Origin of the sequence: Rhizobium sp. 007 (assembly GCF_015353075.1) — a bacterium.
GTDB lineage: Bacteria > Pseudomonadota > Alphaproteobacteria > Rhizobiales > Rhizobiaceae > Rhizobium.
Genome location: NZ_CP064187.1, coordinates 3079479 through 3100000 on the forward strand (window position 1 = coordinate 3079479; position 20522 = coordinate 3100000).

At 59.0% G+C, this 20522-nt stretch carries 11 protein-coding genes, 1 tRNA gene, 2 rRNA genes and 7 pseudogenes (1 of these 21 only partly in view); 7 read left to right on the plus strand and 14 right to left on the minus strand.

The genetic code is table 11. The features are described from left to right. Positions 1 to 66: 66 nt before the first annotated feature. From ISN39_RS15165 to ISN39_RS15190, 6 genes are all read right to left on the minus strand, one after another. Positions 67 to 1329, minus strand: coding sequence for an ABC transporter substrate-binding protein (locus tag ISN39_RS15165; RefSeq protein WP_194728090.1), 1263 nt, complete (start codon positions 1327 to 1329; stop codon positions 67 to 69). 87 nt (positions 1330 to 1416) lie between these two features. Then, a complete protein-coding gene (locus ISN39_RS15170) occupies positions 1417 to 2937 on the minus strand; it encodes an aldehyde dehydrogenase family protein (RefSeq protein ID WP_194728091.1) in 1521 nt (506 codons plus the stop codon). Then, a complete protein-coding gene (locus ISN39_RS15175; RefSeq protein ID WP_194728092.1) occupies positions 2937 to 3716 on the minus strand; it encodes an enoyl-CoA hydratase/isomerase family protein in 780 nt (259 codons plus the stop codon). The genes ISN39_RS15170 and ISN39_RS15175 overlap by 1 nt, the downstream gene beginning before the upstream one ends. Next, complete coding sequence (locus ISN39_RS15180) at positions 3709 to 5322, minus strand: acyl CoA:acetate/3-ketoacid CoA transferase (protein ID WP_194728093.1); 1614 nt, start codon at positions 5320 to 5322, stop codon at positions 3709 to 3711. Before ISN39_RS15180 ends, ISN39_RS15175 begins: the two co-directional genes overlap by 8 nt. Positions 5323 to 5328: 6 nt before the next feature. Then, the gene (locus ISN39_RS15185) at positions 5329 to 6330 is read right to left on the minus strand and encodes a Gfo/Idh/MocA family oxidoreductase (RefSeq protein WP_194730227.1); all 1002 of its coding nucleotides are present in this window, start codon (positions 6328 to 6330) and stop codon (positions 5329 to 5331) included. Positions 6331 to 6730: 400 nt separating this feature from the next. Continuing rightward, positions 6731 to 7798 carry a LacI family DNA-binding transcriptional regulator gene (locus ISN39_RS15190; RefSeq protein ID WP_194728094.1) on the minus strand — a complete coding sequence of 356 codons (1068 nt, stop codon included), beginning with the start codon at positions 7796 to 7798 and terminating at the stop codon, positions 6731 to 6733. Positions 7799 to 8187: 389 nt separating this feature from the next. Between ISN39_RS15190 and ISN39_RS37900 the strand changes: the two are divergent. The 3 genes and pseudogenes from ISN39_RS37900 to ISN39_RS36440 form a co-directional block, all read left to right on the plus strand. Beyond that, positions 8188 to 8472, plus strand: a pseudogene (locus ISN39_RS37900) (ABC transporter permease subunit); the annotation flags it as partial. A gap of 170 nt (positions 8473 to 8642) precedes the next feature. Further along, a pseudogene (locus tag ISN39_RS36435) lies at positions 8643 to 8693 on the plus strand (hypothetical protein); the annotation flags it as partial. Between the two features lie 42 nt (positions 8694 to 8735). After that, on the plus strand, positions 8736 to 9050 hold the full coding sequence (locus tag ISN39_RS36440; RefSeq protein WP_246763237.1) for a hypothetical protein: 315 nt from the start codon (positions 8736 to 8738) through the stop codon (positions 9048 to 9050). Here ISN39_RS36440 and ISN39_RS36445 read toward each other — a convergent pair. The 3 genes and pseudogenes from ISN39_RS36445 to ISN39_RS15210 all read right to left on the minus strand — a co-directional run. Then, the gene (locus tag ISN39_RS36445; RefSeq protein WP_246763238.1) at positions 9010 to 9288 is read right to left on the minus strand and encodes a hypothetical protein; all 279 of its coding nucleotides are present in this window, start codon (positions 9286 to 9288) and stop codon (positions 9010 to 9012) included. The two genes, ISN39_RS36440 and ISN39_RS36445, sit on opposite strands and share 41 nt — an antisense overlap. 389 nt (positions 9289 to 9677) lie before the next feature. Continuing rightward, positions 9678 to 11609, minus strand: coding sequence for a methyl-accepting chemotaxis protein (locus ISN39_RS15205; RefSeq protein ID WP_194728095.1), 1932 nt, complete (start codon positions 11607 to 11609; stop codon positions 9678 to 9680). Positions 11610 to 12303: 694 nt separating this feature from the next. Next, positions 12304 to 12673, minus strand: a pseudogene (locus ISN39_RS15210) (DDE-type integrase/transposase/recombinase); the annotation flags it as partial. Between the two features lie 85 nt (positions 12674 to 12758). Here ISN39_RS15210 and ISN39_RS37905 point away from each other — a divergent pair. Then, complete coding sequence (locus ISN39_RS37905; RefSeq protein ID WP_194728096.1) at positions 12759 to 14651, plus strand: ATP-binding protein; 1893 nt, start codon at positions 12759 to 12761, stop codon at positions 14649 to 14651. A gap of 112 nt (positions 14652 to 14763) precedes the next feature. Here ISN39_RS37905 and ISN39_RS15220 read toward each other — a convergent pair. After that, positions 14764 to 15393, minus strand: a pseudogene (locus tag ISN39_RS15220) (IS630 family transposase); the annotation flags it as partial. Here ISN39_RS15220 and ISN39_RS15225 point away from each other — a divergent pair. The 3 genes and pseudogenes from ISN39_RS15225 to ISN39_RS15235 form a co-directional block, all read left to right on the plus strand. Next, positions 15382 to 16116: pseudogene (locus ISN39_RS15225) on the plus strand (IS6 family transposase). The pseudogenes ISN39_RS15220 and ISN39_RS15225 overlap by 12 nt on opposite strands. A 492-nt stretch (positions 16117 to 16608) precedes the next feature. Beyond that, positions 16609 to 17358, plus strand: a complete 750-nt coding sequence (locus ISN39_RS15230; protein WP_194728097.1) for a transporter substrate-binding domain-containing protein — start codon at positions 16609 to 16611, stop codon at positions 17356 to 17358. Positions 17359 to 17542: 184 nt separating this feature from the next. Next, positions 17543 to 17659, plus strand: a pseudogene (locus tag ISN39_RS15235) (IS110 family transposase); the annotation flags it as partial. Between the two features lie 41 nt (positions 17660 to 17700). Here ISN39_RS15235 and ISN39_RS15240 read toward each other — a convergent pair. From ISN39_RS15240 to ISN39_RS15255, 4 genes and pseudogenes are all read right to left on the minus strand, one after another. Next, positions 17701 to 17823 (minus strand): annotated as a pseudogene (locus ISN39_RS15240) (IS6 family transposase); the annotation flags it as partial. Between the two features lie 227 nt (positions 17824 to 18050). Further along, a tRNA-Met gene (locus ISN39_RS15245) sits at positions 18051 to 18127 on the minus strand. Between the two features lie 108 nt (positions 18128 to 18235). Next, positions 18236 to 18350, minus strand: a 5S ribosomal RNA gene (gene rrf / locus ISN39_RS15250). A 131-nt stretch (positions 18351 to 18481) separates the two neighbouring features. Further along, positions 18482 to 20522: ribosomal RNA gene (locus tag ISN39_RS15255) — 23S ribosomal RNA — on the minus strand (it continues 902 nt past the right edge of the window).

The following is a 20522-nucleotide window of genomic DNA, read 5'->3' on the forward strand; positions in this document are numbered from 1 at the left end:
TCCCTTCGAGGGTAATCGATCGGGCGTCCTCCCCGCCAATCGGGCGGGAAGGACTTTCATCCGGTCTTAGCGTGCGTCGTCGATCGCCCGGACGAGCTGGGTGACAGCTTCGTCGGAGGTCTTGATCTGGCCGTGGACGAACTTGGAAACGACGTCCTTATAGGCGTTGGCGATTGCCGGAGGCGCGCCGTAACCCTGAGCGAGCGAGCCGAACAGCGTGCCCTTCTCGTTGGCAGCCTTCAGGTCGGCAATACCCTTCTTGCCGCAGGCGTCGAAGTCAGTGTCCGGAACGTCGGTACGGGCCGGAACAGAGCCCTTGACGACGTTGAAGGCCGACTGGAAACTCTTGGACAGCGTCGCTTTGGCGAGAGCAACCTGAGCTGCCTTGCGATCGTCCGGAACGTCGAACATGCCGAAGACGTCGGAGTTGTAGATCACGCTTCCTTCGGTGCCTGGGAAGCGGTAGCACAGGAAGTCGGTGTCGGGCTTCTTCTTGGCGGCAACGAATTCGCCCTTGGCCCAGTCACCCATGACCTGCACCAGAGCATCGCCCTTGATGACCATGGCGGTCGCCAGGTTCCAGTCGCGGCCCGAGAAGTTCGGATCGACGTACTTGACGATCTTGGCGAGGTTGTCGAACGACTTCTTCATCGTGTCCGACTTCAGCGCCTCTTCGTCGAGTTCGTTGAAGGCCTTCTTGTAGAAGTCAGCGCCGCCTGTGGATTCGACGATCGAGTCGAACATCGTCGCTTCCTGCCAGCTCTGACCGCCGAGAGCGAGTGGAACGACGCCGGCAGCCTTCGCCTTGTCGAGGAGCGCGATCAGCTCGTCAAAGGTCTTCGGCTGCGTGCCGCCGATCTTGTCCATCACGGCCTTGTTGATCCATAGCCAGTTGACCGAGTGCACGTTTACGGGAGCAGCAACCCACTTGCCGTCATAGACGGAAAACTTCTGCAGAGCTTCCGGAACGGACTTGTCCCAGCCTTCAGCCTTGGCGGTCTCGGTCAGATCGCCCATGACGCCGGCCTGTGCATAGTCGAGGACGGTGTAGCCAAGCATCTGCGACGCAGTCGGATAGTTGCCTGCGGCGACCATTGCCTTAAGCGCCGTCATGGCAGCATCACCGCCACCGCCGGCCACCGGAACGTCCTTCCAAGCGTAACCTTCCTTGGACAGATCCTGCTTGAGAACATTGAGTGCGGCAGCTTCACCGCCAGACGTCCACCAGTGCAGCATCTGCACTTCCTTGACGTCCTCGGCACATGCTACGGCGGTTCCGCCGGCAACTGCCAGTGCGACCACAGCGGTAGAAGTCAGAAACTTGCGCATTGAAAACCTCCCAGTGCAAGTATGAAGGTGCGGGACCCATTCCCGCACCGATCGCCCGCCCTCCTCGGGCGTATTCTCGTGGCCGGCCTAGGCCAGCGTTTCCTTCTTTGGCATCCACCAGCTTGTGCGGGCGCCGATATGCATGTTGAGCGTCTTCGTCTCGGTGTAGTCCTCGACCGCATGACGGCCGAGTTCGCGGCCAAGACCGGACTGCTTGTAACCGCCGAACGGCAGCTCTGATGCACCGTCCATGAAGGTGTTCATCCAGAGGGTGCCGGCGCGGACCTTGCGGCCGACAGTCAGGCACGTGTCGAAGTCGCGGCTCCAGACACCGGCCGAGAGGCCGTAATCGATGGAGTTGGCGATCTCGATCGCTTCCGCCGTTGTCTCGAAGGTGAGAACGGAGAGAACCGGGCCGAAGACCTCCTCGCGGGCGACCGTCATGTCGGGCGTGACGGCTTCAAGGATCGTCGGCGCCATGAACTGGCCCATGCCGAAATCGAGTGCTTCGCCACCATGAGCAACCTTCGCGCCGCCACTGGTCGCACCGGTGACATAGGCGTTGATCTTCTCGAGATGCTGCGGAGTAATGATCGCGCCGACCTGCGTGCTTGGATCGAGCGGATCGCCGACCTTCACGTCCTTGGCCAATTCGGCGACGCGCTTAACGACGTCCGATGCAATGCTCTTGTGCAGGATCAGCCGGGAACCGGCATTGCAGCATTCGCCGGCGTTGAAGTAGGCGCCGAAGACGGCGGCGTCGATGAATGCGTCGAGGTCCGCATCAGGGAACACGATCTGCGGGTTCTTGCCGCCAAGCTCCAGCGAGACCTTCTTCAAAGTCTGCGCGGCGTTCGTCATCGTAAGTTTGCCGACACCGGTCGAGCCCGTGAAGGAAACCATGTCGACGGCCGGATGAGTTGTCATGATGGCGCCGACTTCCGGACCGGTGCCGGTGACGATGTTGACGGCGCCCTCCGGAAGGCCTGCTGCCTGAAGGATTTCGCCGAGCAGCAGCGTCGATCCTGAAGTCAGCTCGGAAGGTTTGACGACGGTCGTACAGCCCGCGGCGAGTGCGAATGGCAGCTTTTGCCCCACGATCAGAAACGGGAAGTTCCAGGGGGTGATGATCGATACGACGCCGATGGCTTCGCGAAGAACGACGCCTAGCGTGCCATCGCCGAGAGTGTTGTAGCTTTCGCCATGAAGATCACGCGCAAGAGCTGCCGCATAACGCCAGATGTCGACGGACCCGGCGATTTCACCGCGGACCTGCGAGATTGGCTTGCCGGCCTCAATCGCATCAAGATATGCGAGCTCCTCGGAGCGCGCGGCGATCAAGTCTGCTGCCTTAAGCAGGACCGCCGAACGCTCCGACGCGGTCATTCGGGGCCATGGACCATGATCGAAAGCCTTGCGGGCGGCTACGATCGCCCGCTCGGCGTCAGCCTTCGTTCCGGTCGGGTATCGGCTGACCACCACTCCGTGGCTGGGCGCAACGCGTTCGATCGGCTGTGCACCGCCGGCTTCCCACTTGCCGTCGATCAGCATCTTGAAGTCGCGCGCCTTGTGATCCGCAAGTGCCTTGGGCGTAACCAGAACTGTCATTACCATTCTCCTTTGAACTTAGCGGGGCGCTTCTCCGTAAAGGATGCGACGCCCTCCTTGAGATCGCCGGTCTTCGCGACGAGGATCGAGCCCAGCGCCTCGACGGCGGTCCCGTTGTCTTCATCGTTCGCAGAGGCGATCATAAGCTTTACGACCTCAAGTGCCGCGGGACCGCGTGCAGCGATCCGTTCGGCGTATTGCTTCGCGGCGGTCACGGCATTGCCGGTCGATGTCACGGCGTCGACGAGCCCCAGGGCGCCGGCTTCGTGTGCAGTGAATATCTCGCCTCCGAGCGCCATTCGCCGGACCACCTGTGCGCCGAAGCGCTTGACAAGACGCTGGGTGCCCGACCAGCCGGGGACCATGCCAAGTCCCGTCTCCGGAAGACCGACCTTGATCTGCTCCTCGGCAATGCGGATGTCCGCGACACCGGCAAGTTCTAGACCACCTCCAAGGGCATGGCCGTTGAGCGCGGCGACGAGCGGCACGCGCAATGTCGCGAGCCTTTCGAAAATGCGATGGCCGTGGCGAACCCATGCGTGGCCGAATTCCTCCGGTCGCATGCCGCCCCAGGCCTTGATGTCGCCACCGGCAGAGAAGCCCTTGCCGTCGCCTGTCAGGATCGCGACCCGCACTTGAGCATTGGCTTCGACCTCGTCCGCGGCTGTGGCGAGCGCCTTCAGCATGTCGAGATCCAGGGCGTTCAGCTTCTCGGGCCGGGAAACCGTCATGACCGCGACGTGGTTTTCGACCTCGACTTTCACGGTTCCACTAGCCATTGAAAACGCCCTCGAGAACGCGGGCCGGCTTCGACGAGAGCGATAGACCGATATTCGCCTCGGCGAAGAGGTTCGCGTCCATCGTCTTGAGGTCCTCGGATACGATCAGCGGAAACTCGGACTGATCGAGAATATGCTCTTGGAGGTTTACGCCCGGAGCGATTTCGCTCAGGACGATGCCATTGGGCGTAAGCTTCATGACGCACCGCTCGGTGACATAGGTGATGTCCTGGCCCTGCTCGACGGCGCGTTTGCCCGAGAATGTGACGTGTTCAACCTCATTGACGAGCTTCTTAAGCTTACCTTCCTTCTCGATGACGAGCTTGCCGTCCTCGATCGCGAGCTTTGCGCCTGCGTTGAACATGCCGGAGAAGACGATCTTCTTGGCACGTGCTGTGATGTCGACGAAACCACCTGCGCCCGCCGTCACGTGAGGCCGGAACGACAGCTTCGAGACGTTGACCGAACCGTCCCGACCGATTTCTAGGAACGAGAGGAGCGAGGCGTCGAAGCCGGCGCCCTGGAAATAGGTGAACTGGTATGGCGAAGGCATGTAAGCATCCGCGTTCGATGCACAGCCGAACGCGAAGTCAAGGAGCGGCACGCCGCCGACGGCGCCCTGTTCGATGACCCACGTCACTGCGCCGTGAAGCCCCTCTTCCATGAGGATGCGCGGCACGTTCGCCGAGATGCCGAACCCCAGATTCACGCAGCTACCAGCCTGCAGTTCCTGCGCCACGCGGCGGGCAATCACCTTCTGGATGTTGAATTCCGGCACCCGGAACGTGTTCAGGGGGCGGAAGATTTCGCCGGAAATCGCCGGATCGTAAAGCGTCTGCGTTGTCTGCTTCTGTTCCGGATCGACAACGACGTAGTCGACCAGCATGCCGGGAACGCGGACGTCGTGCGGTTTCAACGAACCCTCTTTGGTGATCCGCTTGACCTGGGCGATGACGATGCCGCCATTGTTGCGGGCGGCGAGCGCCTGGTCGAGGCCGCCGAGATATGCGCCTTCGTGTTCGTAGGTGAGATTGCCACGCTCGTCGGCCGTGGTTGCCCGAATGATAGTGACCTCCGGGACGATCGCCGGAAAATAAAGATAGTCCTCGCCCTCGAACGACACGCGCTTGACGACCGCTTCCGAGGCGCCGAGATCGTTCATCGCGCATCCCTGCCGGTTCGGATCAACGAAGGTTTCAAGGCCGACCTTGGTGAGGACGCCGGGACGCTTGGCAGCGGCTTCGCGGTGTATATCGAACATGATCCCCGACGGAATGTTGTAGGCGGGGATTTCGTTGTTCGTGATCATCTGCCAGATGAGCGGCGGTTCGGCGCTTGATGGGCCGGATGGATAGGACCCGCCGATGATCTTCTTCAGCAGCCCCTTCTTCGCGATGTAGTCGACGCCCTTGATGCCGCTCATGTCACCGGCTGCAATTGGATGAAGCGTTGTCAGGTCGCGCGGATGGCCGGTCTCGTCGAAGCGCTCGCCGATCGCCTTCAGCATCAGGTCGGGGCAGCCGAGGCCGCTCGACGACGAGACGGAGACAATCGCCCCGTCGGGAATAAGAGCTGCGGCTTCAGCCGGGGTGATGTGCTTGCTCATGTTCGTTTACAGTCCTGTTTCAACTTTTACAGCCGCTCGGATCGCGACCGCCTTCTTGACCGCGAGCGCAGTAGCCAGCGACCAGATGCCGTCTTGGGCGGTCGCCGTTGGAGAGCCTCCAGCGATCGCAGAATGGAATGCCCGGATGACCCCCTCGTAGAGATTGCCACCTTCGACGGGCAGCTGTTCGTCGCCGTCTGCCGTGCGAAGTACGACGCTGCCTACTGGGCGCTGCGTCATGACGTTGCGGCCGATGATTGAACCGTCGGTGCCGTGCACTTCTAGTCCGGTCTCCGCGAACTTTGTCGTGATGCCATCGTGCAACTGCGCGATGATGTCGTCCTCGAACCGAACGACTGCCATCACCGCGTCCTCGAGGCCTCTGCTCGTCATTCCTGCCGATTGCGAAAGTGCGACGACTTCTGTCGGGTTGCGGCCCAGAACGTATCGGAGCGCGTCCACGTCATGCACGGTCAGATCGAGGATCACGCCACCGCCTGCGGCTGGCTTGTCGAGACGCCAGCCCTGCAGATGTGCCGGAAGATAGCCGGCGTGAAATACGCGAGCCGAGAGAGGCCGTCCGATTTTTCCAGCCGCGACGGCGTCGCGGATCGCCGTGTGAGTGGCGGAATTGCGTAGATGATGGTTGGTGGCGAAGACAACGCCCGCCGCGGCGGCAGCCTCAGCCGTTGCCTTGGCGTCTTCGACAGAAAGGGCCAGCGGCTTCTCGCACAGCACGTGCTTTCCCGCGCGGGCGGCTGCGATCGCCTGGTCTCGATGCAGCTCGTTTGTCGTAGATATGTCGACGGCGTCGATGTCGGGGTTCGACAGCAGTTCGTCTATGCTCGTCGTAAAGCTACCGATCTCGTTATCGGCAGCGTACTTCCGCGCCCGGTCGACATCAGAGCTCATCACCGACAAGATGGTCCCGTCGGCTGACCGGATCGCTCCGATGACCCATTCGCGCGCGATTGTGCTTGCGCCGACGATTCCCCAGCGGGCGGCAATGCGACCATATTTCACTGAAAACCTCCCAGGCTCTCCGCCAATATAACAAGATCGATATTGGAACGTTCCAAATATGTCAAGCAAAAAAACTAAGTTTATGGTACAGTCTTTGATCGTTGTTTCCTGAGAAAATGAGCGCTAAAGGCAGCGATACCTGAAAGCTTGCTGCCTCAGCGTGAGTGGCTTAATTTGGAACGATCCATAATTGTTCGGAGGTTTACACCTGACTTCCTGGGCCATGCGATGGTTCATCGCCGGTCGAAACCCACGCATGGGAGGCGACAGGTATTCGGCGGTCGCCGCTGCCACTTCCTAATCACCTGAAGGAAATTATATTGAAGTCGCAGCGAATCTCGCGTCACCGCACGAGCACGGCTTAGAGAGCTCCCCCAAACTACAATCAGCTGCTCAATGGCGCGGAAGAAGTGAGCTCGCGCTCAGGTAAAGCTCCTTTTGCTCCGCAGCTTTCTCGAATGACCAGCCGCACGGACGTTACGACATTCTCGGCATCAGCCCGGCCTGCACTAATTTGTTTGAGGAGCAGCTGCGCGGCACGGCGCCCCATCGCCTGCGGATCGACGGAGATGGTGGTCAGAGCAGGAACGGCTGATTTCGCTTCGATGACATCATCAAAACCGACCACCGCAAAGTCTTGGCCTGGTTCCATGCGGCGCGCGCGAAGGCCGTCGCAAGCGCCAAAGGCAACCGCATCGTTGAAACAAACCGCAGCTGTAGGAGCCTTCTTGATGGTGAGGGCGCGGCCGATTGCTTCAATCCCGCCCGCCCGCGAGGGCGGGCCCGGCACGATGAGTTCAGGATCGAGTCGAAAACCAACCGCATCAACAGCTGCCCGATAACCAGAAAGGCGCTCATCAAAAACCGCCGTGTCAGGAAAGCCACCAAGAAAGGAAATTCGCTCGTGGCCAAGCGAGACCAAATGCTTGACTGCCATCGCCACGCCATTGGCATTATCTGCAACGACGGAAGAAACTTTCGCTCCTGGCAGGCTCCGGACAACCACGACAACGGGAATCCCAGCTGCAACCAGCGGCTTGAAGTCGGCTGGATCTGTCGCACGGGCAGGAGAAAGCAGAAGCCCTGAAATTCCGTGTTCGCGCATTGAAGAGACGACTTCGCGCTGCCGGTCGATACTCTCGCCTGTATTGGCGAGAAACTGAACGAAGCCTGCCGATTGAACAACCATGTCCACGCCGACTGCAAGCTCTGCGAAAAAACTGTTTGTAAGATCGTTCACCACGATCCCGATGATGCTCGATTTGGAACTCGACTGACGCAGGTTGGCCGCGCCGCGATTGTAGACGTAGCCGAGCTCGTTCATGACCTCGACCACTTTTGTGCGTGTCGCGCCTTTGACGAGCGGCGATCCTTGAAGAACCAGCGAGACGGTGGATTTGGATACGCCAGCCGCCCTAGCAATGTCGATCACTGTCAACTTCGCCTTTGCCATCGCATCCCCTCCCCGATCAAGTAAGTTCAAATTTAATTAGAACGTTCCAATCGGTCAAGCTTTTCCGCAGCTTTTCACGAGCCTCGATAGGATATCGCTCTGGACGCATGTCCGATATTTTATTGCAGAGCATGTAAAAGGTTTCCCTGCGCGTGGCGAACTGATGCAGCTTTATAGCATGCTTCCCTTCTACAAAAAAAGGACTTGCCTTTTAGAACGTTCCAATTTATTTGATCCGCGTCATGGGGAGTTTGTCATTGGTTCGATGCAGGGGCGTTAAACCGACGCGGCCCGACGAAAGATGAGCTTTTCGTCGGCTTGGTCGGCAATGTCCACCACCGCGTGCGCCGACAGTGTACGAGCTGGGAGGACCTTGGGTGTAAGTTTTCATCTTCGCGCCCGGATTTGAGGGGCTGGACAACCTGCTCTACGGCGCGCTGCTGACCATTCAGCTCTCCTGTGCGGCGATGATACTTGGTCTGGCCCGTCTCGATCGTTTGCGGCGTTGGAAAGACGTTTGACGTTCCGCCTCTCCGCTCATTAATGACTATCGAGATCATCCGAAACACGCCGTTTTTGGTGCAGATCTATTTCATCTTCTTCGGCTTGCCGTCGCTCGGTGTCCGCTTGAGCCCAAACAGCGCGGCTTAATCGCTGTCGTTGTCAATTTCGGCGAACCTGAACCTCCGATGCCGAGGGTGCACTCCGGGGCGTACTGTGAAACTTGCTCACTGGAGAGGAATGGTCGACATCAGGGAGGCGGACCTAGCCTGTAGATGGCAGCCCAAAATATCTGTTCTCCGGGCTGACCAAGTGCGCCTGCTGCGGCGGAGGCTATTCCGCCATCTCGGCAACCCTGATCGGCTGCTCTACGGCGCGCAACAAGGGCACCTGTGACAATCGGGTTAACATCCGTCGCGACGAGCTGGAGACGCGCGTGCTGAACGCATTGCGGACCAGACTCGTTGATCCGGCCATGTTCGCCCGCTTCTGCGAGGTCTTCACGCAGGAGATGAATCGGCTGCGCATGGAAGGCCGCGCAGGCATCGCCGCGGCCGAGGCGGAGGTCGCGAAGATCGACCGCGAGCTCGACACTCTGCTCAACCTGATCCTCAAAGGCGGCGCAGCCGACGCGATCAATGCGAAGATGGTGCTGCTCGAACAGCGAAAGAAGGAACTAGCCTTGTTCCTCGCTGAGGCCGAAGAGCCTCCTACCCTTCTGCATCCGTCGATGGCGCTGCAAATACCGTAAGCGGGTCCAACAGTTCTACGAAGCCCTGCAGGACGACGAGGAAGAGAAGCGGATCGAGGCGGCCGACATCTTGCGCTCGCTGGTGGATAAGATCGTGCTGACGCCAGCCGACGGCAAGGTTGAGATCGACGTTCGCGGCGATCTTGCCGGGATCCTTGCGCTTTCCCTCAAAAGCAAAAACCCCGCGGCGTACGCGGCGGGGTCGCAAGTAAAGATGGTTGCGGGGGCCCGATTGCACCGAGACTTGCAGTTTCGGTACCTTATGTAAGGTCCAAAGGGAAGGTCAGCTCTACGCCGCCGCCAATTGCGAGCGCGATCGCGGCATCAATCCTCCGGAAGCGCACCCGTAACAATTCTGTCGGAAACGTTTCGAGGAGGACGATCGCCGCAGATGAAAGGGAATCGCACCGGCGCCGGACGGAATCGCCGACCGCAATCCGGAATCGAATATCTCGACTTCGGAATCCCTTATGATGAATTCAGAATCGGTTACTCCGGGTTCGGAAGCGCAGATTCGGCTACGATTGCAGGTTCCCGCGGTCTTGCGGACGGCTGCCATAACGGCCGAGCGGCTGCGTAAAAGTTCGACCCGTCGAGGATGCTTTCGACGGGGAGGTTGTTACCGGATCAGAAATCCTGCCACTCGGCGGAACGGGTATCGACCGCGGCATTGCCGGAGAAGGCGCCGGCGTGGCGGCCCAGTCTGTAAACCGGCGAGGCAACCGGCGCGTCATGGCCCTTGGCGGGCTGCGGCAGGGACCGGCGCTCCGCGTCCGTCAGCCTGAACTGCGCCAGAAGCTCATTGAGCGAAGCGACTTCGCGGGCAAGCCCGTGGCTGGCGGCGGTCGATTCCTCCACCATGGCCGCATTCTTCTGCGTGTCCCGGTCCATCTGGTTAACCGCCGTGTTGATCTGCTGGAGCCCGGCAGACTGCTCCTGCGCGGATTCCACTATCGCGGCCACGTTCCGGTTAATCTCCTGCACCTCGGTGACGATCGTCTGCAGCGCCCCGCCGGTGTTGCCGACCAGGTGCACGCCCTGGCGGACCTGCTCGTTGGAAGTCAGGATCAATGCCTTGATCTCCTTGGCGGCATTGGCGGAACGCTGCGCCAGTTCGCGGACCTCCTGGGCGACTACCGCAAAGCCCTTGCCCGCCTCCCCGGCCCGCGCCGCCTCGACGCCGGCATTCAGCGCTAGGAGATTCGTCTGGAAGGCGATCTCGTCGATGACGCCGATGATGCTGCCAATCTCGCCGGAAGATTTCGCGATCTTTTCCATGGCCATTACTGCCTGCCGAACGACCTCCCTCGACTGTTCCGCGCCGCTGCGGGTGCGGGCGACGAGCTGGCCGGCCTCGCGGGCCCGCGCGGTGGCGTCCTTGACGGCGGTCGTGATTTGTTCAAGCGCGGATGCTGTTTCTTCCACGGCTGTGGCCTGCTGTTCCGTCCGATTGGCAAGATCGTCGGCCGCCGCCTTGATCTCGTTCGCATCGGCGTCGATCCCGCGCACGTTCTGCGCCACCCGGACGAGCGCCGACTGCAGCTTCCCGGCGGAGGTGTTGAAGTCGTTGCGCACGCCGTCGAGGCTCGCCGTGAACGGCTCGTCGATACGGTAGGAGACGTCGCCGTCGGAAAGCTTCGACAGGCCGGCCGCGAGGCTGTCGATCGCGAATTTCACGTCGGCGGCTTCCCTCGCCTTTTGCCGCTCGCGGTCGAGGCGTTCCTTTTCCGAGAGGCTGCGGTTTTCCTCGGCCTCCTGCTCAAGCCGGATGCGTTCGAGCGCATTGTCGCGGAAGGTCGCAACGGCCCTGGCCATCTGGCCGATTTCGTCCTTCCGGTGCATCCCGTGGACCGGCGCGTGCGTATCGCCCTGCGCAAGGGATGCCATGCGCTGGCGCAGGACGGCGATCGGGTTGGTGATGCCCTTCAAGACAATCATCAGCGCGGCGACGATGCCGACGAGGAATGCCACCCCGATCACGGCGAGCGAGGTGACAATCGCAGCGTTCGTTTCGGCGGCCAGCGCATCTTTGCCGGCATCGATTTCTTTCAGGTGACGATTAACCATATCCACGACGCCATCCCTCAACGGCATCATGATGGCGTCTGCCTTGGCAAGGATCGCTCTGGCTTCTTCGTCACGGTTCTCAGTACCCAGTTCGATCGCCTTGCCGCTCAAAGAAATGACCTGCTCGGCGGTCGATATGAACGCCTCAAGCTCTGCTGCGTCTTCAGGTAGCTTTGTCTTCGCGTCACGAAGCCGGTTTCGGACGTGCCCGACGCTCTCCTGATAGAATTCAATGATCGTGTTGAAAGCAGGATCGGTCGGCTCATAGGCCGTGGCCTGATAGGCGGTATAAGGCAGGTTGACCAGATTGCCTGTAACACGCGCCAACTGGATAGCGGCGGCATTGTCCCTGGCAATGAAATCGGAATAAGCCGCGTCGGCGGACTTGAACCGGATAGAGAGACTGGCGGCAGCTCCGATGCCGATAACGCAGAGCGGTATGACAACCGTTAATATTTTCGTCCGGATGCCTGCATTCTGAAGAACAAACATATGGCCTCGCTTTTATTACAGTATTATGACACCCATGCGCTGGTGTTTTTTTGAATAAAACGACAGAAAGCATTGCGTCGCTTATGCTAAAATCACGGATTGCGTAGCGGACGCACATTTTTCCTAGTCAGCTTATTTACATGACAGAATAAGCGCTACACATTCTGCCGCAGGTTGCATAATATAGTTTAACAATTGTCTAATTGTACCAATTTATCGGATCAAGCATTTTTACCGTCATTCGAACAGCGGTGGTTGCCTGCCCTGGCTTGATACCTGGCGGTGTCCGGCACGGTCCCGTCAGCCAACTGACCGACGGGACGAGGTCACGCCGTCAGTTCGCTGGCGCGGCTTTCGCAGGCCTCGGCGGGTGCGAAGCGCCGAACTCCTCGATCCACACCGTTACGCGCGCGACGCACCTCTCGAGCGCTTAGTCCCGATCGCCGTTGGCTGACGAAGGCGCCGTTGATCCGGTAGATGCCGCAATGGGCCGGTACTGTTGAAAAACTCGTCGGAGACTATTGCAGTCCACCTTGGGCTTGCACCCGCACCGCGAGGGCTTCGGCAACAGAGGCTCGATCCGCGCCCATTCCTCGTCGGAGGCGTCAATGACCTCGACGCCATGCGCGCACTCGCGGGCGGGTAGCGTCGCCTTAACTTGGGTCGGGCACAGGATGGCCACGATGGCGCCGGTTTATGCCGCGGTCGACAGGGTGATTTCGTGCCACGTGTTCGTGGCGGCGTTTCGCAGTTTGCGATGTTCAGCAGTGCGCGTCCGGTTGCGGTGAAGATGGAAGAGGTTAGCGATCGGGCCGTGGATGGAGATGAAGCGCTGGCATTGCCCTGCCGACTTGAACCGGATCATGCCTCGTTCTCGTCGTCGAACAGCCAGATGCGAATTCTCCGCCCGGTTATTCAAGCCCTTATGCGAGCGATGCTCGACACTGCATGATTTCTCTTCTGGCGGCATCGTAGGATCTGAGCTTGTCGGTGATCATGACACGCGGTGCGACACCCGAAATTACACCAACTTGACGGACGCTATGCGCTGATGCACCCTCCGATATCACCGGACCGGGATCCCGAGAAACGGCGACAAACGAAGGTCCTGTGCAACCAGGGTCCGCTGCTACGTCGAGGGAGCGCAAATTGGGCCAACCCATAGGATGGTTGTCGGATTTCGCGCGCAGGCTGGCGGCCCGTGCGCGAGAATACCTGAGGAAGCTCGATGCGACCCGTCACAGCATTGGCGCACGCCTGCTGATCGGCATTCTGTTATTCAGCACGTTCGTGACCTTCGTCCTGGCCGGGATTCAGCTCTACACCGACTATCAGCGCGATGTAGCGGCCATCCAGTCAAGGCTCGACCTGATCGGCAAGAGCTATCTGGACAGCCTGGCAGAGAGTCTTTGGGCGCTCGACGAGACACAGCTGCGACTCCAACTCATGGGAATCCTTCAGCAGGCCGATATTCGTGCCGCCGAAGTCCGCGACACCGGCATTTCAATCAAACCGCTTGTCGTTCAGGTCGGCGAGACCCCCGAGCCGCCGGTTGTTACGCGGGATTATCCGCTGACTCACACGGTGCAAGGGCAGGACCGAGTGATCGGCACACTCCGTGTCGAAGCCACGCTGGCCGATGCTTATCGTCGGCTAACGGATACCGCAGCAAGGGTTTTTGCGACTCAGGCAACTGAAATCTTTCTGGTCGCGCTCTTCATCATTTTCTTCTTCAACTATCTGGTCACGCGTCATCTGTCCGCGATCGCAGCGAAAGTTGGCAGCTATCAGATTTATGACTCGCCCTTGGAGTTGCGCTTGAAGCGCCGTCGACCGCGGCACGACGACGAAATGCAGCGGGTAACCACGGCCTTCAACTCTTTATCTCACAACCTGCATGCTGCCTTTCGCGACCTTGCCGAACGCGAGGCGCGGATCCGGTGCTTGGTCGATGCCAACATCATCGGCGTCTTCACTTGGCAGCTCGTTGGCCGGACGCCCGAGGACCAGGACGTTGCGTTTCGGGACGTCAATGACGCGTTCCTGCGGATCGTGGGATATGACCGCGAAGACCTTGTCAACGGTCCCGTCACCCAACGGACCCTCACCGCACCGGAATGGCAGGACCGCACCCAGCGTGCGACGGCCGAGATGAGGCTGACCGGTGCCTTTCAGCCATACGAAGAGGAATACATTCGGAAGGACGGGAGCCGCGTGCCGGTGCTGATTGGTGCGGCGCAGTTCGGCGAAACCGGAGAGCAAGGCGTTGCCTTTGTGCTCGATCTGACCGAACGCAAACGCGGCGAACAAGCGCTGCAGCAGGCACAGGCGGAACTGGCTCACGCCGCCCGCATCGCAACCATGGGCCAGCTAACAGCATCCATCGCCCATGAAGTGAAACAGCCCATCGCCGCGGCGGTCACCAATGCCGAGGCCGCGCTCCGCTGGCTGGCTCGCCGACCGCCGGATCTGGAGGAGGTGCGGAAGGCACTGACCCAAGTTGTTCAGAACGGCAATCGAGCTAGCGATGTCATCGGCCGAATCCGTGATCTGGTCAGAAAAGCGCCGTCACCGAAGGAGCGCTTTGAGATAAACGGCGCGATCCGCGAGGTGATCGAGATCACCCGGGGCGAAGCGGTGAAGAACGGCGTCTCGGTGCGAATGGAACTCGGGGCCGGTCTGCAGCTCATCGAGGGCGACAGGGTGCAGCTTCAACAAGTGATCCTCAACCTGATGATGAACGCGCTGGAGGCGATGGCCGGCATGGCGGAAGGGCAGCGCGAGTTGCAGGTCACCACCACGGCCGAACCGGAAGGCGTGCGCGTCGCCGTGCGCGATTCGGGCCCGGGTCTGACGCCCGTGGCGGAAGAGCGGCTCTTCGAGGCCTTCCATACTACGAAGTCCAGCGGCCTAGGTATCGGGCTGTCGATCTGCCGTTCGATCATCGAAGCGCATGGTGGTCGGCTATGGGCCGAGGCCAACGAACCGCAGGGCGCCGTGTTTCAGTTCACACTGCCGGTCGAGCAGCATTCTGCATCGTGATTGGCGCACCGCGTCCGGCCCAATAGTCTGACGGGTGATGTCAGGTTAACCGGAGTTGAAGTTGTTGGCTGCTAGTCACCTGAATCCGAAGTTCGGCTCATTGTTTTCTGGCAGTGCCATTGCGGACATAGGTGTGAGTGCGGCGCTCAGGCACGCCCGGCACCATGGGCAAGACAGGCTGCTCGCGATCCAGTGCCTGGATTTGCGATTTTTCGTCAACGCAAAGCACGACAGCTCGATTTGGCGGCGACATGTAGAGACCGACAATGTCCTGCACCTTGTCGACGAACAGAGGGTCGGTCGACAGCTTGAACGTTTCTGACCGATGCGGTTGCAGCCCAAACGCGGCCCAAATCCGACGGATGGTCGTGTGCGAAAGCCCGGTCTCGGCGGCCATGGAGCGGATCGACCAATGGGTGGCGTCCTTCGGAGTGCTGTTCAGCGTGCGCTCGATCACTTGAGCAACCTGGACATCCGATACTGTGCGTGGGCGACCTGCGCGATATTCGTCGGTCAACCCTTCAATGCCTTCCTGCACAAACCGCCGCCGCCACTTGCCAACCGTGTGCTCGTGGACACCAAGGCGTTCAGCGACGTCTTTACTCTGCAATCCCTCCGCGCAGAGCAGAACCATCCGGCATCGATCTGATAGTGAACGCGGCGCTTTGTGCCGCCGAACCTGAGCTTCGAGAAAAGCCCGGGGTAGCGTCGCCTTAACATTTGCCGCGGTATTTACGGGCATGAGCCAGGACCCGCAGACCGATGTTACGACGCCCCGCTAATAAGCGTCATCGTTTTCCCGCCGAGATAATAGCGCATGCGGTGTGGCTCTACTTCCGCTTTCCGCTGAGCCTGCGTCATGTAGAAGATCTGCTGGCCGAGCGCGGCATTGAAGTCTCGTTCCAGACAGTCGCGGAATGGGCTGCCAAGTTCGGCCGAGAGTATGCTTCCATCCGGCTGCGTTCCAGGGGCAGTTTTGCCGACAAATGGCACCTCGACGAAATGGTAGTTGCTATCAAGGGCAGAAAATACTGGCTATGGCGCGCCGTCGATGCCGATGGCTACGTTCTCGAGGCTCTGATCCAGAGCCGCCGGAACAAGAAGGCGGCCTTGAAGCTGATGCGAAAGCTCCTGAAGGGCCAGTGTGTCGCACCGCGTGTCATGATCACCGACAAGCTCAGATCCTACGATGCCGCCAGAAGAGAAATCATGCAGTGTCGAGCATCGCTCGCATAAGGGCTTGAATAACCGGGCGGAGAATTCGCATCTGGCTGTTCGACGACGAGAACGAGGCATGATCCGGTTCAAGTCGGCAGGGCAATGCCAGCGCTTCATCTCCATCCACGGCCCGATCGCTAACCTCTTCCATCTTCACCGCAACCGGACGCGCACTGCTGAACATCGCAAACTGCGAAACGCCGCCACGAACACGTGGCACGAAATCACCCTGTCGACCGCGGCATAAACCGGCGCCATCGTGGCCATCCTGTGCCCGACCCAAGTTAAGGCGACGCTACCCTCAGCCTGCTGATTGGTAGCTTTCGCCGGGCCCAGGAGGTCACTTTTGGTTGTGGCAGACATGATGCTTTCCGGCAAGGAGCGGATCAATGCGAGGCACTCAGCGAGTCGGCTGGCGAATTCCGGATCATTCGCCAACAGTTCACTGAATGTGGTCGAATAATCGGATGAAAGCATCTTGATCTGGTCTCCCGGCACACGCGCCTACACGGAAAGTTGTTTTCCGCGGGGCGGCGCTGAGGTATTATTGCGGGTGTCATGCCGCGTGGCGCAAAGAACGAGCCAAGCATGCGTGTCGGTCACGATGTGCTTCGCTGCAACGCTGCTCCTTGGCCATTTCGCGCATCAGGTGCGCAGCCATGGTACCCGATGCCAGGAGTCATCTTCGGTACACCGGCTGACCAGATAGATGTCTTTCAGCCAACCGGGGCGCTTTGGAATGTTCGTTCGGTTCTTGCTCGCTGGATTTGTCTTCCTGTGCACTTGCGCGGCACCGGGGCTGGCCAACGCCGCTTGCGAGTTGCGCGTTGGCTGGGATGAATGGCCCCCCTACTTTACGTACGAGCGAGGGAATTTTCATGGTCTGGAGTACGACCTCTTGAAGTCGACGGCCGATACGACCGGATGCAAACTTGATTTCCTTCAGGTACCTTGGGTGCGTGCGTTGAAAATGCTGGGTGCCGGCGAGCTCGAACTTCTGTATGGCGCCGGGTATTCGGCAGAACGCGCCGAATTCGCCAGATTTTCGATCCCCTACCGTCAGGAACAATTCCTCCTGGTCACCCGGTCCAAAGCCGGCGACGACGCCGACTCGGTTTCCCTGAACGACTGGATACGGTCCGAAAGGGCGGTGAGTGATCCAGTCACCATCGGGGTCTTCCGCGGGAATTTCTATGGCGAACAGATCGAGGGCATTGTAAGAAACAAAGAGAACAACGTGGCCTTGGTCGAATTGAACGACAATGATCAGTTGATTGGGATGCTCGGTGCCGGCCGTATCGACGGTTTTATAATCGAAGACGGTGTCGCCCAGACAGAACTACGAGGGTCTCCATTTCCCTTCCATCGATACGCGATAAAGGAACAGCCAGCGGACCCGTTGCATTACATGTTTTCTTTCGGCGTTGCCGAGGATGTCGTGCAGCGTTTCAACAACGCGATCCGGGAACGGCAGTCGCAAGGCCGATAGCGAATTGTGTTCCGGGCCAAGGCCGTGACATGTTAACGCCGGACGACAAGTTGGATCGCCTCCATCCTTAGCTGAGGCAATACGAGTCTCACCTTGATTGATGAGGTGGAACGGCCCGCTACGACAGCATCCAGGTGCTAAAACGTGGTCGCTGACGTCAACGCCACAAGGTAGGAGCCGTTTTGTGAAGCAGATTGCCACCATCGGGTTAGATTTGGCCAAGCAGTTCTTTCAAGTTTATGCCGCCGACGCTGAGGGTTCCCCTGTCCTGAACCACAAGCTGCGCCGGGGCGAAGTGCTGAGATTGTTCGAAAAGCAGCCGCCGTGGTAGCGTCGCCTTACTACATGACGCAGGCTCAGCGGAAAGCGGAAGTAGAGCCACACCGCATGCGCTATTATCTCGGCGGGAAAACGATGACGCTTATAGCGGGGCGTCGTAACATCGGTCTGCGGGTCCTGGCTCATGCCCGTAAATACCGCGGCAAATGTTAAGGCGACGCTACCCCGCCTCATGCTGAGTAGTTACATGGAGCGCCGTTTCATCGCCGAGGCACACGCGGATTTCGCGGAGAAGCTGGAGGCTGGCGAACTTGACACGGAGCAGAAACAAAAAAAGCTCCTCGACGCTTACGCGGAGGAGCTTTTGAGCAAATATCTCAAATATCCCGAGTGGGAGAATTTGCAAGTTTGTTTGGTTGCGGGGGCAGGATTTGAACCTGCGGCCTTCAGGTTATGAGCCTGACGAGCTACCGGGCTGCTCCACCCCGCGTTATTGTTTTGAAGCGGAACGGACCGCTGTTGTTGCGGCCGGTTTATATCGGCTTATTGCCGTTGTTTTGTTTTGAGAAGATTGTGATTTTGTTGTTGCGTTTTGCAGACCTGGCGGCGACCGACTCTCCCGCGTCTTGAGACGAAGTACCATGGGCGCTGGGGCGTTTCACGGCCGTGTTCGGAAAGGGAACGGGTGCAGCCACCCCGCCATAACCACCAGGTCAGCGAAGCGCAACGATTTGAGAAGCTGGTGAAGTTTTCACTTCGTTTTGTTGAACACGTCATTGGCGGGGAAGCGCTTGTATGCTGCTTCTTATCGCCTGGCTCATTTTGATGAGCATTGTCAATGAGAACGATCAAGCCGATCGAGCTATTAGTACCGGTAAGCTTCATGCATTGCTGCACTTCCACACCCGGCCTATCAACGTGGTCGTCTTCCACGGCTCTGATAGGGAACACTCGTTTTCAGGTGGGTTTCCCGCTTAGATGCCTTCAGCGGTTATCCCTTCCATATGTAGCTACCCTGCTATGCCCTTGGCAGGACAACAGGTCCACCAGAGATATGTCCATCCCGGTCCTCTCGTACTAGGGACAGATCCTGTCAATATTCCTACACCCACGGCAGATAGGGACCGAACTGTCTCACGACGTTCTGAACCCAGCTCACGTACCGCTTTAATTGGCGAACAGCCAAACCCTTGGGACCTGCTCCAGCCCCAGGATGCGATGAGCCGACATCGAGGTGCCAAACAACCCCGTCGATATGGACTCTTGGGGGTCATCAGCCTGTTATCCCCGGCGTACCTTTTATCCGTTGAGCGATGGCCCTTCCACGCGGGACCACCGGATCACTATGACCGACTTTCGTCTCTGCTCGACTTGTCAGTCTCGCAGTCAGGCGGGCTTATGCCATTGCACTCGACGACCGATTTCCGACCGGTCTGAGCCCACCATCGCGCGCCTCCGTTACTCTTTCGGAGGCGACCGCCCCAGTCAAACTACCCACCATACACTGTCCCGGATCCGGATAACGGACCGCGGTTAGACATCCATGACGATAAGGGTGGTATTTCAAGGATGGCTCCACGGAAACTGGCGTCCCCGCTTCAAAGCCTACCACCTATCCTACACATGCCGACACGAATGCCAGTGTAAAGCTATAGTAAAGGTGCACGGGGTCTTTCCGTCTGACCGCAGGAACCCCGCATCTTCACGGGGAATTCAATTTCACTGAGTCTATGTTGGAGACAGCGGGGAAGTCGTTACGCCATTCGTGCAGGTCGGAACTTACCCGACAAGGAATTTCGCTACCTTAGGACCGTTATAGTTACGGCCGCCGTTTACTGGGGCTTCAGTTCAAAGCTTGCACCTCTCCCTTTAACCTTCCAGCACCGGGCAGGCGTCAGACCCTATACGTCGTATTGCTACTTCGCAGAGCCCTGTGTTTTTGATAAACAGTCGCTACCCCCTGGTCTGTGCCACCCCATCCTGGTTGCCCAAAATGGGGTCACGCTTCTTCCGAAGTTACGCGTGCAATTTGCCGAGTTCCTTCAACATAGTTCTCTCAAGCGCCTTGGTATACTCTACCTGACCACCTGTGTCGGTTTCGGGTACGGTCTATACGGTGGAGCTGTTTCCTGGAACCGCGTCCCTGCAAGATCAATCCAATAAGACCTTACAAGTTGAGCAATCCGTCACTACCACCAGGCCCACGAATATTAACGTGGTTCCCATCGACTACGCGTGTCCGCCTCGTCTTAGGGGCCGGCTAACCCTGCTCAGATTAACTTTAAGCAGGAACCCTTGGTCTTTCGGCGAGAGGGTCTCTCACCCTCTTTATCGTTACTCATGTCAACATTCGCACTTCCGATACCTCCAGGATGTCTCACGACTGTCCCTTCACAGGCTTACGGAACGCTCCGCTACCACGTGTATTGCTACACATCCTCAGCTTCGGTGCATGGCTTCAGCCCCGTTACATTTTCGGCGCAAAGACCCTTATTTAGACCAGTGAGCTGTTACGCTTTCTTTAAATGATGGCTGCTTCTAAGCCAACATCCTGGTTGTTTTGGGATCCTCACATCCTTTCCCACTTAGCCATGACTTGGGGACCTTAGCTGGAGGTCAGGGTTGTTGCCCTTTTCACGACGGACGTTAGCACCCGCCGTGTGTCTGCCGAGTAGTACTCCCCGGTATTCGGAGTTTGGTTAGGATCAGTAAGACGGTGAGTCCCCATAGCCCATCCAGTGCTCTACCCCCGGGGGTATTCGCTCGACGCTCTACCTAAATAGATTTCGCGGAGAACCAGCTATTTCCGAGTTTGATTGGCCTTTCACCCCTAGCCACAAGTCATCCCAATCTATTGCAACAGATGCGGGTTCGGTCCTCCAGTT